Origin of the sequence: Agromyces sp. GXQ0307 (assembly GCF_044769845.1) — a bacterium.
In the GTDB taxonomy this organism is placed as follows: Bacteria; Actinomycetota; Actinomycetes; order Actinomycetales; family Microbacteriaceae; genus Agromyces.
In genome coordinates, this window is sequence record NZ_JBIZVY010000001.1 from 471,968 (window position 1) to 485,594 (window position 13,627).

Consider the following 13,627-nt stretch of genomic DNA (forward strand, 5'->3'; position numbering starts at 1 on the left):
CACCGGAAGGAAACCCGCATGACGCACTTCATCCCCGAGGGCCTGCCCGACCGCATCCGCCACTACATCGACGGCGAATTCGTCGACTCGATCGGCGGCGAGACGTTCGACGTCCTCGACCCGGTGTCGAACGAGACCTACGTGCAGGCCGCCGCCGGCCAGCAGGCCGACATCGACCGTGCGGTCGTCGCCGCGCGCCGCGCGTTCACCGATGGCCCCTGGCCGAGGATGCTGCCCCGCGAGCGCTCGCGCGTGCTGCACCGGATCGCCGACCTCGTCGAGTCGCGCGACGCCCGCCTCGCCGAGCTCGAGACCTTCGACACCGGCCTGCCGATCACCCAGGCCCTCGGCCAGGCCCGTCGCGCGGCCGAGAACTTCCGCTTCTTCGCCGACCTGATCGTCGCCCAGGCGGATGACACGTACAAGGTGCCCGGGCGCCAGATCAACTACGTCAACCGCAAGCCGATCGGCGTCGCCGGGCTCATCACTCCGTGGAACACGCCGTTCATGCTCGAGTCGTGGAAGCTCGCGCCGGCCATCGCCACGGGCAACACGGTCGTGCTGAAGCCCGCCGAGTTCACGCCGCTCTCGGCGAGCCTCTGGGCCGAGATCTTCGAGGAGGCAGGTCTGCCGCAGGGCGTCTTCAACCTCGTCAACGGGCTCGGCGAGGAGGCGGGCGACGCCCTGGTGAAGCATCCGGACGTCCCGCTCATCTCGTTCACGGGCGAGAGCCGCACCGGGCAGATCATCTTCGGCAACGCCGCGCCGTTCCTCAAGGGCCTCTCGATGGAGCTCGGCGGCAAGAGCCCCGCCGTGGTGTTCGCCGACGCCGACCTCGACGCCGCCGTCGATGCGACGATCTTCGGCGTGTTCTCCCTGAACGGCGAGCGCTGCACCGCCGGCTCGCGCATCCTCGTCGAGCGCGCGATCTACGACGAGTTCGTCGAGAAGTACGCCGCGCAGGCGAAGCGCGTCGTCGTCGGCGACCCGCACGACCCGAAGACCGAGGTCGGCGCGCTCGTGCACCCCGAGCACTACGACAAGGTCATGAGCTACGTCGAGATCGGCAAGGGCGAAGGTCGCCTCGTCGCCGGCGGCGGCCGCCCCGAGGGCCTCGAGACCGGCAACTACGTCGCCCCGACCGTGTTCGCGGATGTCGCCAAGGACGCCCGGATCTTCCAGGAGGAGATCTTCGGCCCGGTCGTCGCGATCACCCCGTTCGACTCCGACGAGGAGGCGCTCGAGCTCGCGAACGGCGTGAAGTACGGCCTCGCCGCGTACATCTGGACCAACGACCTCAAGCGCGCCCACAACTTCTCGCAGGCCGTCGAGGCCGGAATGGTCTGGCTCAATTCGAACAACGTGCGCGACCTGCGGACCCCCTTCGGCGGCGTCAAGGCCTCGGGCCTCGGCCACGAGGGCGGCTACCGCTCGATCGACTTCTACACCGACCAGCAGGCGGTGCACATCACCCTCGGGGCGGTCCACAACCCCACCTTCGGCAAGGCCCCCGTGATCGAGTAGCGCGAAGCGCGTATCGAGATCCATCCGACATCAAGCAAGGACGCTGACATGACCCACCGTGACGACATGACCCTCACCTCCTCCGGCTTCTTCGTGAGCCAGGAGGCACCGATCCACTCCGCGAACCCGATCCCGACGCCGACGGCACCGGCTCCCGACATCCTGCGCTGCGCCTACATGGAACTCGTCGTCACCGACCTCGAGGCGAGCCGCAACTTCTACGTCGACGTGCTCGGGCTCACGGTGACCGAGGAGGACGACAGCACGGTCTACCTGCGCTCGCTCGAGGAGTTCATCCACCACAACCTCGTGCTGCGGAAGGGCCCGGTCGCGGCGGTCGCCGCGTTCAGCTACCGCGTGCGCACGCCGGAGGACCTCGACAAGGCGGTCGCCTTCTACACCGAACTCGGATGTCGCGTCGAGCGTCGCGCGGAGGGCTGGACGACGGGCATCGGCGAGTCCGTGCGCGTCGAGGACCCGCTCGGCTTCCCGTACGAGTTCTTCCACGACGTCGAGCACGTCGAGCGCCTCGCCTGGCGCTACGACCTGTACACGCCCGGTGCACTCGTGCGCCTCGACCACTTCAACCAGGTCACGCCCGACGTGCCGCGCGCGGTCGGTTTCATGCAGGACCTCGGGTTCCGCGTGACGGAGGACATCCAGGATGAGGAGGGCACGGTCTACGCCGCGTGGATGCGTCGGAAGCCGACCGTGCACGACACCGCCATGACCGGCGGCGACGGCCCGCGCATGCACCACGTCGCGTTCTCGACGCACGAGAAGCACAACATCCTCGCCATCTGCGACAAGCTCGGCGCGCTGCGGATGTCGGACGCGATCGAGCGCGGACCGGGCCGCCACGGCGTCTCGAACGCGTTCTACCTCTACCTCCGCGACCCCGACGGCCACCGCGTCGAGATCTACACGCAGGACTACTACACGGGCGACCCCGACAACCCCGTCGTGACGTGGGACGTGCACGACAACCAGCGCCGCGACTGGTGGGGCAACCCGGTCGTGCCGAGTTGGTACACCGAGGCCTCGCTCGTGCTCGACCTCGACGGCAACCCGCAGCCCGTGGTCGCGCGAACCGACGACTCCGAGATGGCGGTCACGATCGGCGCCGACGGGTTCTCGTACACCCGCAAGGGCGACGAGGAGAAGGGCTTCAAGCTCGGCAACACCCTCTGAACGGCGAGGGCAGTCCGCTCGGGCGCGCGAACAATAGCGGAATCCGGCCGCGGTCGGAATGGCTGGACGTCCCGTCGCTCGCCACGGAATGCTGGTCACGTGGTCGCGGACCAGGGAACGACCGCTATGCGGGCGATCACGACCGGGGGGACGTCCCCGGGGGACGCCCGTCCCCCGGGGCCCGAAGGTTCCCGACCCGCCGTGCGCCGCACGGCGTCATCGCCGATCAGAAAGGCACTTCCGTGAACACCCTGCTCATCATCGTCGGTATCATCGCCATCATCCTGCTGTTCACCGGCGGCTTCGTGCAGTCGCTGAACTTCCTGCTCTGGGTGGGCATCGTCCTGCTCGTGCTCGCCGTGATCGTCTGGCTCGTCCGGACCCTCACCGGCAACCGGAGCGTCTGATCGACTCCGCCGGGTCGCGCATGCGCGACCCGGCGATCAGGCCTCCGTCGAGGTCGCGTCGCCGCCCGCACCGTCTCGGTGCCGGGCGGCGTCCTCGTCTGCGGCGGTCGCACCGCGAGGCTCGGTGATCGACACGTCGGGGATGTCCCCGATCGGCGCGTCCTCCGCGCCGTGGTGCGGTTCGACGAGCTCCATCGCCTCGATCATCCCGGCGAGGAACCTCGCCACGACGCCGAGATCCCGCTGGTCGAGCCCGTCCGCGACCCCGATCATCGCCTGGTGCATCCGACCGAGGGTGGCCCGCACCTCGGCGTCGCTGTCGGTCGTGCTCGACACGACGAGCGAGCGACGGTCGGACGGATGCGGGCGCCGCACGAGGTGACCGCTGCGCTCGAGTCGGTCGATCAGCACCGTGGTCGACGCCGTCGAGATGTCGAGGAGCTTCGCCAGCATCCCCGGCGTGAGCATCTCGCCCTCGCGCTCGGCGCGCAGCACGTAGCGGAGCGCCAGGAGATCCGTCTCGCCCATGCCCATCGAGTCCCGGGTCCGGCGGCGCATCTCCTGATCGGCGGCCCGGTATCGCCGGAGCAGGTTGAGCACGTCGACGCTGCCCAGGCGGGAGTCGTCGGCCTCGTACCAGTAGCCGCTCGACTCGAACCCGCTGGGACGACTGGACACCCTGACACCCTAGTCCGGCCCCCGGCACTTCGTGCGCGCAGGTCCAAGTGCGTCGCGCGCACCGGCAACGGAGCCGACCGGCCCGCTGCCTACCGTGGAACCCCGACTCAACGTGGAGGTGCCATGAACAGCCCGATCCCTGTCCTCGAGGACACGCCGACCGACCTGCTCGCCGAGATCACGCCGCAGACCGCGGAACGTCGTGAGATCCTCGATCCCGCGACGGGCGCACTCGTCGGTCACGCCCCGGTGCACGGCGTCGAGGACCTGGAGCAGGCCATCGCCCGCGCGGCGGCGGCGCAGCCCGCCTGGGCGGCGCTCGGGCACGAGCGCCGGAGCGAACTGCTGATGCTCGCCGCCGATGCGATCGACGCAGAGGCGGAGGCGCTCGCGCACGTGCTGTCGCGCGAGCAGGGCAAGCCGCTGAACGGTCCCAACGCACGGTTCGAGGTCGGCGCGGCATCCGGGTGGATGCGGGCCGCCGCGGCGACGCCCCTCGAGGCGGAGGTCGTCGTCGACGACGGCGAGACGCGCGCCGAGCTGCACTACCGCCCGATCGGCGTCGTCGGCGCGATCGGGCCGTGGAACTGGCCGCAGATGATCACCGTCTGGCAGGTCGCACCCGCGCTGCGGATGGGCAACACGGTCGTGGTGAAGCCGTCGGAGTACACCCCGCTCAGCGTGCTCGCGCTCATCGAGGTCATCAACCGCGTGCTGCCCGAGGGCGTCGTCGAGGTCGTCTCGGGCGGCCGCGACGTCGGCGCGGCGCTGGCGGCGCACCGTTCGATCGGGAAGGTGATGTTCACGGGCTCGACGGAGACCGGGAAGGCGATCATCCGCAGTTCGGCCGATACGGTCAAGCGCCTCACGCTCGAACTCGGCGGCAATGACGCCGGCATCGTCCTCCCCGACGTCGACCCGACGGCGATCGCCGAGGGCGTGTTCTGGGGCGCGTTCATCAACACGGGCCAGACCTGCGCCGCGCTGAAGCGCCTGTACGTGCACGACGACGTCTACGATGCCGTCTGCGAGGCGCTCGTCGATGTCGCCCGCGCGATGCCGATGGGGGTCGGCCTCGACGAGGCGAATGTGCTCGGACCGCTGCAGAACCGGCAGCAGTTCGACATCGTCGACCGACTGGTCGAGTCGGCGAAGTCCGGCGGCGCACGGGTGCTGCTCGGCGGCGACCCGGATCGCACGCAGGCCGGCAACTTCTACCCGACGACGCTCGTGGCCGACATCGACGACGACTCCCCGCTCGTGCAGGAGGAGCAGTTCGGTCCGGCGCTGCCGATCATCCGGTACCACGACCTCGACGAGGCGATCGCGATGGCGAACGGCGTGGAGGTCGGGCTCGGTGCCTCGGTGTGGTCGGCCGACCGCGAGGAGGCGCGCCGCATCGCGGCCCGCCTCGAGGCCGGCACGGTGTGGATCAACGCGCACGGCGCGGTCCACCCGATGGCGCCGTTCGGCGGCGCGAAGCAGTCCGGTTACGGACTCGAGTTCGGCGTCGAGGGCCTCAAGGCGCTCGGCGTGCCGCAGGTCGTCAACGGCTGACCCGCGGCGGGGTCCGCGGGGGCGGGCAGGGACGGGCCGGGAGCGCGATCGCGCTCCCGGCCCTCGTCGTGTCACGGTCGCGCCGCGCCCGTCTCCGGATCGGACGGGTCCGAGCGTCGCGCCGCGTATCGTTGACACGACGCCGCGGCGTCGCGAGAGGGGAACATGCCGAAGATCGTCGACCACGACGCGCGCCGCCTCGAGATCGTGCATGCGACCTGGCGCCTGATCGCCGAGAAGGGCTTCCGCGCCACCACGATGCGGGAGATCGCCAGGGCGTCGGGCGTCGCCAACGGCGGCCTCTTCCCGTACTTCCGCAACAAGGAGGAGCTGATCGGGGCGACGTTCGAGCATGTGTTCGCCGCCACGAACGAGCGCTTCGCCGCCGTGCGCGCCGACCTGGAGGGCATGGCGGCCCTCCGCGAACTGATGCTGCAGATCTTCCCCCTCGACGAGGAGCGCATCCTCGAGGCGCGAATCGTCATCCCCTTCTGGGAGTACGCGGCCAACGAGCCCGACCTGCTCGCCCTGCACGAGCGCACCATGGACCAGTGGCGCGTCGAGATCGGCGGGCACCTCGCCGACGCGAAGCGCCGCGGCGAGATCCGCGACGACGTCGACATCCCGGTCGTCGTCGATCACCTCATGGCCATGCTCGACGGCGTGCAGGTCATCGCGGTCGTCGCGCCGGCCAGCGCCGACGCCGACCGGCTGACCCGATCGCTCGACGGATACCTCGACCTGCTGAGCTGACCGCCGGCACGACGGATGTCACCGGGCCGGCTTCCGCGGCTCAGTTGATGATCTCGCCCCGCTCGTCGGCCGCGAGTTCGGCCAGCCGCTCCCGCCACGCCTGCAACGCGGCGGGGGTGAGCCGAGTCCAGTCGGCGACCTCGCCGAGGATCCGCAGCGGTTCGGCGCTCCGATACGACCGGGTCGGGTTGCCGGGGAACTTCTTGTCGGTGACGTTCGGGTCGTCCTCGAAGGCACCGGTCGGCTCCACGGCGTAGACGCGCGGTTCGCCGTCACCGGCTGCCAGTTCGGCCGCCAGGCCGGCGCCGTCCGGAAGGGCCGTGAAGTAGATGTGGTTCATGACCACCTCGGGGCGGTAGTTCGAGCGGAACCCCGCCGTGAGGAGGTCTCCGACCGCCAGGTCGGCCTTCGTGCCGTGGTAGAACGGCCCCTCGTCCAGCACTTCGCCCACCGGGACAGCGTAGCCCTCGGCCGCGACGGCACTGCCACCGCCGAGCCCGCGTACTACGCTGACCCCGAACCGCCAGCGCGGGCCCCGTGCGGAAGGGGACATGCATCGTGAGCACCTCGCACCCGTCTTCACGAGAGATCTCCCGCAGGATCGCGACGCTCATCTCCGGGGCGACGGTCCTCAGCGCCCTGATCGTGTTCCTCTACTTCGCGCTGATCGATCCGATTCCGGTCGACGACGCGGCGGTCTCGCCGATCGAGACCGGCGGCATCATGGTGTTCGCGATCGTCGGTGTCGTGATCCTCGCCGGTGCGGTCGCGATGGTCGTCTGGCTCGGGCGCCCGATCCGGAAGTGGCTGCGCCTGATCGAGGACGGCACGCTCGCCTCGGAACTGCCTCCGAACGTCGCGCGACTGGTGCTGATCTGGCCGCTCGTCGGTGCCGCGCTGGTCGCCGCAGGCAGCCTGGTGGTCGGCGTCTTCCTCTCGATCCTGTACGCCGACCCGGGCAACTTCGTCGGCATCGCCATCGGAGGCGCCGTCGGGACGACGATCGTCTACTTCGGCACCGACCTCGTCTGGCGCCGGCAGGTCCCGGTCTTCTTCCCGGAAGGGGACCTGAGCAGCGTCCACGCCTTCCGGCTCTCGGTGCGGAGGCGCCTGCTCGTGGCCTTCGCACTCATCGGCGCGCTCACGCCGACCCTGCTCGTGGTCCTCACGCAGTCGCGCAGCCTCGCCCTGCTCGACGCAGCGAATCCGCAGGCGATCCTCGACAACCTCGCCATCGTCCAGCTGTACGTCCTCGGCGTGGGCCTGCTCGCCGGCGTGATCACCGCCGTTCTCGTGGCGCGAGCCATCGTCGGACCGCTCGAGGCGCTGCAGGCGGCGATGGGGCGAATCGAACACAACGAGCTCGACACGAAGGTCGCCGTGACCACCAACGACGAGCTCGGGTACCTCGGCGAGCGATTCAACGCCATGACCGACGGGTTGCGTCAGGGTGAGCGTCTGCGGGAGCTGTTCGGCCTCTACGTCAGCACCGAGGTGGCCCGGGCCGCCGTGGAGCGCGGGGCCGGTCTCGGCGGAACACTCGTCGACAGCACGGTGATCTTCTCGGACATCCGCGACTTCACCACGCTCAGTGAGCAGATGCCTCCCGCCCGACTGGTCGACGTGATCAACCGGTACATGACGGCGATGGTTGCGGTCATCGTCGACCACGGGGGCGTCGTCACCCGCTTCGGCGGGGATTCCGTCCTCGCGGTCTTCGGCACTCCGCTCAATCCGATGACGGACCATGCGGTCCGAGCCGTGAGGACGGCGATCGGGATGCGACGAGCGCTCGCCGCCTTCAATGACGCGGAGACCCTCGACGGCCTTCCGAACCTCCGGTCCGGAATCGGAGTCGCAACCGGGCCGGTGATCGCCGGGAACATCGGCGGTCGGGAGCGGATCGAGTACACCGTCATGGGGGATGCCGTGAACCTCGCCGCCCGGCTGGAGGAGAAGACCAAGGATGTCGGCGCTCCCATCCTCCTCAGCGCCGAGACGTATCAGGCACTCGCCGGCGGCGACAACCTGAACGCTCGTGCACTGACGGACGTGCAGATCAAGGGGAAGCGCGACCGGGTGACCGCCTACGCCCTCTCCGAACCCTGACCGACACGTCGGAGCGCTCGACGGAATCCGGCGTGGGCTTGTACGGCGTTGCCGGGCGCGGACGATTCGTAGAAGCGCCCCCGAGTGGCCGGCCGTGCCCGTGTTGCGTATTCTCACCTGGTGATTTCTTCGGTGGAGCCTGATGCGTGGCCGTTCGACGTGATCTGGCGCCCCGCCCAGTACCAGGGCGAGTCGACCGCCCACGTCGAAGCGACGCAGCTCGATGCGAAGGAGAAGAGCGCGGCGGGCCGACGTCGGATCTTGGCGGAGTGGATCGCGTTCTTCGCCACTACCACGACTGCTCTGACGAGCTTGAACCTCGTTTCACGCGTCCCGCAGGAACTGGTTGATTCCCTCGCCGGGCAACCGCAACTACGAGAACTGGGGCTGAAGTGGGGCCCGTACCGCGATGTGGCGGCGCTGAGCCGACTCCATGAACTCCGATCGATCCGCCTGGGCGGGGCGACCAGTCTGCACAGCATCGCGCCGCTGACCGGTCTGCGGCACCTCACTGAACTGATTGTGGACCAAGCACATCGCCTCGACGATCCGACGTCGCTCGGCTCGTTCACGCGATTGACGTCGCTCGAGTTCGGCAACGGTTCATTCGGGTCGGACAGGAGTCTCGTTCTACCCGACCTCGAATGGGTTCGGCCCCTCAAGGAGCTTCGAACGCTGGGTCTGCCCGGCACTCGCGTGCTCGAGCCGGACCTCTCGCCCCTCCTCGACCTCCCCAAGCTCGAGCACCTCCGCATCCCGCTGCGACGCCAGTTCCGAGAGCAGGTGTTCGACCTCGCTGACAGGAGCACGGCGTTCGCCGCAGTCGCCACCCAGTACGAGGCGCTCGACAGATGGAGGACCGCCACACGCACGTGATCGACGGACTACCCTCGCCCCACTTGGAAACGAGGTGGAAAGGTATCCCCTGGGCACTTTTCCACCTCGTTTTCGCGAAGGGTCACCCCCGGCCCGAACGACGTGGAACCTTCACGGATGGCAACCGGCCCGACTCGCGCACGGGCGGCCGCGGGAACGGCGACGGGCGGATGCCGCGCCCCCGCGACATCCGTCCGCCGTCGTTCGATCGCCCGGGCGTCAGGCCCCGTGCCCGTGCCCCGAGCACGTGCACTCGCCGGCAGCGCAGTGGCATCCGCCCGCCGCGGCATTCGTGTGGCAGGCCATGCCCATCGCCTCGGACGCCGGGACGTTCAGGGTTGGGTTCCGTCCGAAGAAGCCGTACGGCTTGAGCGTGAACTTCGCGTAGTCGACGGGCATGACGGGCCAGTCCTCGACGCGCGGGAAGTGCGTGGGGCCGAACGTGTGCCAGAGCACGATGTCCTCGCCGTCGATCGAGCGGTCGGCTTCGGTGTACCGCGGGAGGCCGTCGCCGCCGGGGTTCTGGTTCACGAGGTCGCCCGCGGGGTAGCGCTCGTCGCGGTCGTAGCGCGTGACCCAGAGGTGCTTGCGCGTGAAGCCGGCGCGCTTGGCGATCACCGACTCGGGGTCGGCGAGCAGCGTCGGCGAGCCCTGCGCGAGCAGCTCGTAGGCGACGGGCCGGCCGAGCCGGTTCTGCTTCTCGGTGTTGACGATGTGCCAGGCGCGGCCCGCGAGGGGGTCCGCGTCGCGCGCGCCCTCGGCCTCGGTGCGCAGTCGCGTGGTGCGCTTCGTGAAGGCGTTGCCGTACGGGTTGCCCTCCCCCATCGGCACGCGGACCGCGTCGACCTCCTCGACCGCGTTCGCGAGGCCGTCGACCATCATGTCGAGGCGGGCGCTGAACAGGTGCTGGTGGTAGGGCGCCCCGAGGCCGGGTGCGACCTCGCTCGCGTGGTCGCCTCCCTCCGGGTCGTACGCCGATGAGAAGAGCACGCCGGTGAGCTTCGCCTCGCACTCGATCGTGCCGTCGAGGTAGAGGTACCAGTAGAAGCCGTAGTCGTAGTTGCCGACCGTCGTGAAGAAGCTGATCACGAGCCGACGCTGGCGGCGCACCTCGTTCGAACCGGTGTAGATGTCGGTGTGCTTCCAGAGCGTGCCGTAGTCCTCCTCGTGCATGCAGATCGCGTTCGGGATGACGCGGGGGTGCCCGAACTCGTCGGCGATCGTCGCGTCGAAGTAGTGGATCTCGCCGAGGCAGTCGCAGCCGAGCTGGAGCGAGTTCGCATAGCGGCCGAAGACGTACTCGCCGGTGTCGAAGTAGTTCTGCCAGAACCGAGCGGGCGACGGGTCGCCGTAGGGAACGACCATCTCGGCGATCGAGGCGCGGTAGACGATGTCGCGCTCGGCGCCGCCCTGGTCGGCGTCGACGTAGCGGATGCGGCGGAGCACGAGCCCCTCGCGCGCGTCGAAGGCGAGCGAGAAGCGCCAGTTCGCCCAGCTGACCCGGTCCTCCTCGACGGTGAAGCTCGGCCCCTCGGGCTGCGTGATGCTGATCGGCCTGAGGGTGTCGAGCGGTGCGCCCTGCACCTCGGGGTCGTCGAAGTTGCCCGACTCGGCGGGGATCTCGTAGACCTTGTGGTCGACGAGCTGGAACATGCAGCCCTCGATCATGTCGACGTACGCGCAGAGGCCGTCGACGGGGTGCGCCCAGCAGTGGTCCTGCTCGTCGTGGCGCATGAAGGCGAGCACGCGGATGACGCGGCGCCCGCGCTCGGCCTCGAAGCCGTACTCGCCGGCCGAGAGCGGGGCGAGCGCGACCTGCGCGTGCGTGATGCCGCGCTTGGCGAGGGCCTCGTGCCACTCGGGCTCGGCGCCCAGCATGTCGTAGATCGCCTCGAACTCGACGTCGAGGATCGGGACCTGGCCGTTCGCGCCGTCGATGGCCCGTTGCTCCACGACGGCACGATCGGTGATCGAGACGCGGACGTCGGCGGACGCTCCGGTCGCGCGGTCGAGGATGAGTGCCCTGGCGATGCGCGGGAGTGCGGTGCCGGCGAGCACGTCGGCCTTGGCGGGTTCGTCGAGGCCCACGTAGACGAAGCGGGTCTGCTCGCCGAGCAGTCCGGCGTCGTCGATGACCTCCCGCACGGCGTCGATCTCGTCGGCGGTGAGGCCGCGCATCGGATCGGGAGTGGGGGCCGTCGGATCGGTCGGGAGATCGCCTTCGGCGGCGTGCTCGCGAGCGTGGGTGGTCGACATCGTCGTCATGGTGCACCTCGTTTTTCTCTACGTTTGTCGAGTAATATAACCGGACTCACCGGAACAGGGAAGATTCGGGGACGAATGGCCGAGATCGCACACGGAATCATGCTCGCGGGCGCGCTCGCGGGCACCGGCGCGACGCTCGCCAGGGGTCGGCGACTCCGTGCCCTGGACGCGATCGCGGCACTCGCGATGCTCGCCGCCATGCTCGACGTGTCGTTCGCCGGAATCCTCCCGGGCGTGGCATGGGCTGGCATCCTCGTCATCGCCGGCCTCGCGATCGGCATCCGATCACGCGTGGACCGGACGTGCCGGCCCGCACCCGCCGCGTCGGTGGACGCCCGGCCGGTCGGCGTCCGGGGCCGTCCCCTCGACGACCTCCACCACGCACTGGCGCTCATCGCGGCCGGATGGCTCATCGCCTCCGTCGATCGCGACGACGCCGCCGCGTCCGCGGCGACGCACGCGCACGCCGCCCCGCTCCTCCTGGGCGAGACCCTCGTCGTGATCACGGTGGTCTCGCTCGGCGCGTGGGTCGCGGTTCGCGCGGTGCGCGAGGGTCGCGGCGGGATCGGACACGGGGTGATGGCGGCGAGCATGACCGTCATGCTCGCCGCCATGGCCGCTCCCGGCCTGGCGACCGCGCTGGGCGCCTAGACCCCTCGGTGCGCGGGAACCTCGACGACGGCCGCCTCGGCCTCCTCGATGCCGTGACCGACCCGGGCGTAGAGCTCCGGGTTCCGCCGCCTGATGACGAGCCCCCACACGACGCCGGCGATCCCGGGCACGACCAGCAGCGCCGGCAGCACGAACGTGACCGCCGTGGTCTCCGTCTGGCCGAGGAGCACGTTGAAGTTCGCGAGGATGAGCACGAACACCGCGAACAGCACGACCGCCGAGATCGCCGGCGCGATGAGCGTCTGCCAGGCACCGAGTCCGCGCCGGTCACGGCGGAAGAACCCGATCACCGCGATCGCGATGACGCCCATGAGCAGCACGAGCCCCATGGCGCCCGTGTTCGTGAGCCACGTGAACATGGTGAGGACCGGGTAGAGGAACTCGACGGGCGCGAAGTCGGCCTTCAGCCCCACGACCTCGCCCGCGACGACGAAGCCCAGCGTCACGATGATCGCGATCACGCTCTGGGCGACCGAGCCGGCCCACGGCGCACGCGAGGCGGCACGCACCGAACCGAGGCTGCGATGCAGCACCCCCTCGCGCCCGAGCGAGAAGAGGTACCGGGCGACCGCGTTGTGGAAGGACTGCAGGGCCGCGAAGAGGCTCGTCAGGAACAGCACCTGCATGAGGTCGCTCACGATGATCGGCGCGTGCTCGCCCATGAAGACGAACATGAGGTCTGGGCCGTAGGTCGCCGACGCCTCGACGATCCGCGACGGCCCGACCCCGACGGTGAAGGCCCAGGCGCTGAACGCGTAGAAGACGCCGATGATCGCGACCGCGGCGTAGGTCGCGCGCGCGACCGTGCGCTTGGGGTCCTTCGACTCCTCGCCGTAGATGGCCGCCGACTCGAAGCCCATGAATGCGGCGACGCCGAACGAGAGCACCGCGCCGATGCCGGGCACGAACAGGTTGGCCGGCTGGATGCCCGCGGTGCTCACGCCCTCGGGGGCCACCGCGAACGAGACGAGGTCGAACACGAGCACGGCCGCGAACTCGAGTGCGACGAGGATGCCGAGCACCTTCGCCGAGAGGTCCACGCGGTTCACCCCGAGCGCGCCGACGACGGCGATGCAGACGAAGATCCAGAGCCACCACGGCGTGGTGAGGCCGAACTTCGCCTCGAGGAACATCGACATCTGGAACCCGAAGAGCCCGTAGATGCCGACCTGCATGGCGTTGTAGGCGACGAGCGCGACGAGCGAGGCGCCCACGCCGAAGGGGCGTCCGATGCCCTGGGCGATGTAGGCGTAGAAGGCGCCGGCGTTCGTGACGTAACGACTCATCGCGGCGTAGCCGACGGCGAAGACCGCGAGGGCCGCGGCGAGCACGATGAAGCCCACGGGCACGCCGATGACGCCGGTCACGGCGAAGGTCGTGGTCACGCCGCCGGCGACCACGGTGAGCGGCGCCGACGCCGCGATGATCATGAGGGTGACGGATGGCACGCCGAGGCGCCGGTGGCCGAGTGCACCGGTCGCCGCGGGCGTCGACGTCGTCGTTGCGGAGGTCATGGCTGGGGATCCCTTGGTCGACGGAGGGCGAGCCACGGCGGCATCGCCCGGTTCCGGCCCATGGTTCCGTGCGCCGACGTC

Annotated in this window: 12 protein-coding genes; 8 read left to right on the forward strand and 4 right to left on the reverse strand. The window is 69.8% G+C overall.

Annotation, left to right across the window (positions count from 1 at the left end):
• Positions 1-18 precede the first annotated feature (18 nt).
• The 3 genes from hpaE (at position 19) to ACIQH8_RS02190 (ending at position 3,122) form a co-directional block, all read left to right on the forward strand.
• Positions 19-1,524 (forward strand): 5-carboxymethyl-2-hydroxymuconate semialdehyde dehydrogenase, encoded by a 1,506-nt coding sequence (hpaE, locus tag ACIQH8_RS02180; protein WP_400994216.1) that lies wholly within the window; start codon positions 19-21, stop codon positions 1,522-1,524.
• A 48-nt stretch (positions 1,525-1,572) separates the two neighbouring features.
• Positions 1,573-2,715, forward strand: coding sequence for a 3,4-dihydroxyphenylacetate 2,3-dioxygenase (hpaD, locus tag ACIQH8_RS02185; RefSeq protein ID WP_400994219.1), 1,143 nt, complete (start codon positions 1,573-1,575; stop codon positions 2,713-2,715).
• A 242-nt stretch (positions 2,716-2,957) separates the two neighbouring features.
• On the forward strand, positions 2,958-3,122 hold the full coding sequence (locus tag ACIQH8_RS02190; protein WP_400994221.1) for a hypothetical protein: 165 nt from the start codon (positions 2,958-2,960) through the stop codon (positions 3,120-3,122).
• 36 nt (positions 3,123-3,158) lie between these two features.
• Here the strand turns inward: ACIQH8_RS02190 and ACIQH8_RS02195 are convergent, their stop codons facing one another.
• A complete protein-coding gene (locus tag ACIQH8_RS02195; RefSeq protein ID WP_400994224.1) occupies positions 3,159-3,800 on the reverse strand; it encodes a MarR family winged helix-turn-helix transcriptional regulator in 642 nt (213 codons plus the stop codon).
• Positions 3,801-3,923: 123 nt separating this feature from the next.
• Between ACIQH8_RS02195 and ACIQH8_RS02200 the strand changes: the two genes are divergently transcribed.
• Positions 3,924-5,357 (forward strand): aldehyde dehydrogenase family protein, encoded by a 1,434-nt coding sequence (locus tag ACIQH8_RS02200; RefSeq protein WP_400994226.1) that lies wholly within the window; start codon positions 3,924-3,926, stop codon positions 5,355-5,357.
• 165 nt (positions 5,358-5,522) lie between these two features.
• Positions 5,523-6,110, forward strand: coding sequence for a TetR/AcrR family transcriptional regulator (locus ACIQH8_RS02205; RefSeq protein ID WP_400994229.1), 588 nt, complete (start codon positions 5,523-5,525; stop codon positions 6,108-6,110).
• Between the two features lie 40 nt (positions 6,111-6,150).
• Here ACIQH8_RS02205 and arr read toward each other — a convergent pair whose 3' ends face one another.
• Positions 6,151-6,561 (reverse strand): NAD(+)--rifampin ADP-ribosyltransferase, encoded by a 411-nt coding sequence (gene arr / locus ACIQH8_RS02210; RefSeq protein ID WP_400994232.1) that lies wholly within the window; start codon positions 6,559-6,561, stop codon positions 6,151-6,153.
• A gap of 107 nt (positions 6,562-6,668) precedes the next feature.
• On the opposite strand from arr, the gene ACIQH8_RS02215 reads away from it, so the two are divergent.
• Together ACIQH8_RS02215 and ACIQH8_RS02220 are read left to right on the forward strand one after the other, a co-directional pair.
• On the forward strand, positions 6,669-8,219 hold the full coding sequence (locus ACIQH8_RS02215; protein ID WP_400994234.1) for an adenylate/guanylate cyclase domain-containing protein: 1,551 nt from the start codon (positions 6,669-6,671) through the stop codon (positions 8,217-8,219).
• Between the two features lie 120 nt (positions 8,220-8,339).
• On the forward strand, positions 8,340-9,095 hold the full coding sequence (locus tag ACIQH8_RS02220) for a hypothetical protein (RefSeq protein ID WP_400994237.1): 756 nt from the start codon (positions 8,340-8,342) through the stop codon (positions 9,093-9,095).
• A 219-nt stretch (positions 9,096-9,314) separates the two neighbouring features.
• On the opposite strand, the gene ACIQH8_RS02225 is transcribed toward ACIQH8_RS02220, so the two are convergent.
• Positions 9,315-11,351: a primary-amine oxidase gene (locus tag ACIQH8_RS02225; protein WP_400994240.1), complete on the reverse strand. Its 2,037-nt coding sequence runs from the start codon at positions 11,349-11,351 to the stop codon at positions 9,315-9,317.
• A gap of 84 nt (positions 11,352-11,435) precedes the next feature.
• On the opposite strand from ACIQH8_RS02225, the gene ACIQH8_RS02230 reads away from it, so the two are divergent.
• On the forward strand, positions 11,436-12,011 hold the full coding sequence (locus ACIQH8_RS02230; RefSeq protein ID WP_400994243.1) for a hypothetical protein: 576 nt from the start codon (positions 11,436-11,438) through the stop codon (positions 12,009-12,011).
• Here ACIQH8_RS02230 and ACIQH8_RS02235 read toward each other — a convergent pair.
• Positions 12,008-13,546, reverse strand: coding sequence for an APC family permease (locus ACIQH8_RS02235; protein ID WP_400994246.1), 1,539 nt, complete (start codon positions 13,544-13,546; stop codon positions 12,008-12,010). The two genes, ACIQH8_RS02230 and ACIQH8_RS02235, sit on opposite strands and share 4 nt — an antisense overlap.
• Positions 13,547-13,627 lie beyond the last annotated feature (81 nt).

Excerpts from the sequence above, each read along its gene's own strand:
- ACIQH8_RS02205 (WP_400994229.1), top strand. The coding sequence starts at position 5,523 with ATGCCGAAGATCGTCGACCACGACGCGCGCCGCCTCGAGATCGTGCAT.
- hpaD (WP_400994219.1), top strand. The coding sequence starts at position 1,573 with ATGACCCACCGTGACGACATGACCCTCACCTCCTCCGGCTTCTTCGTG.
- ACIQH8_RS02230 (WP_400994243.1), top strand. The coding sequence starts at position 11,436 with ATGGCCGAGATCGCACACGGAATCATGCTCGCGGGCGCGCTCGCGGGC.
- hpaE (WP_400994216.1), top strand. The coding sequence starts at position 19 with ATGACGCACTTCATCCCCGAGGGCCTGCCCGACCGCATCCGCCACTAC.
- ACIQH8_RS02200 (WP_400994226.1), top strand. The coding sequence starts at position 3,924 with ATGAACAGCCCGATCCCTGTCCTCGAGGACACGCCGACCGACCTGCTC.
- ACIQH8_RS02225 (WP_400994240.1), bottom strand. The coding sequence starts at position 11,351 with ATGTCGACCACCCACGCTCGCGAGCACGCCGCCGAAGGCGATCTCCCG.
- ACIQH8_RS02235 (WP_400994246.1), bottom strand. The coding sequence starts at position 13,546 with ATGACCTCCGCAACGACGACGTCGACGCCCGCGGCGACCGGTGCACTC.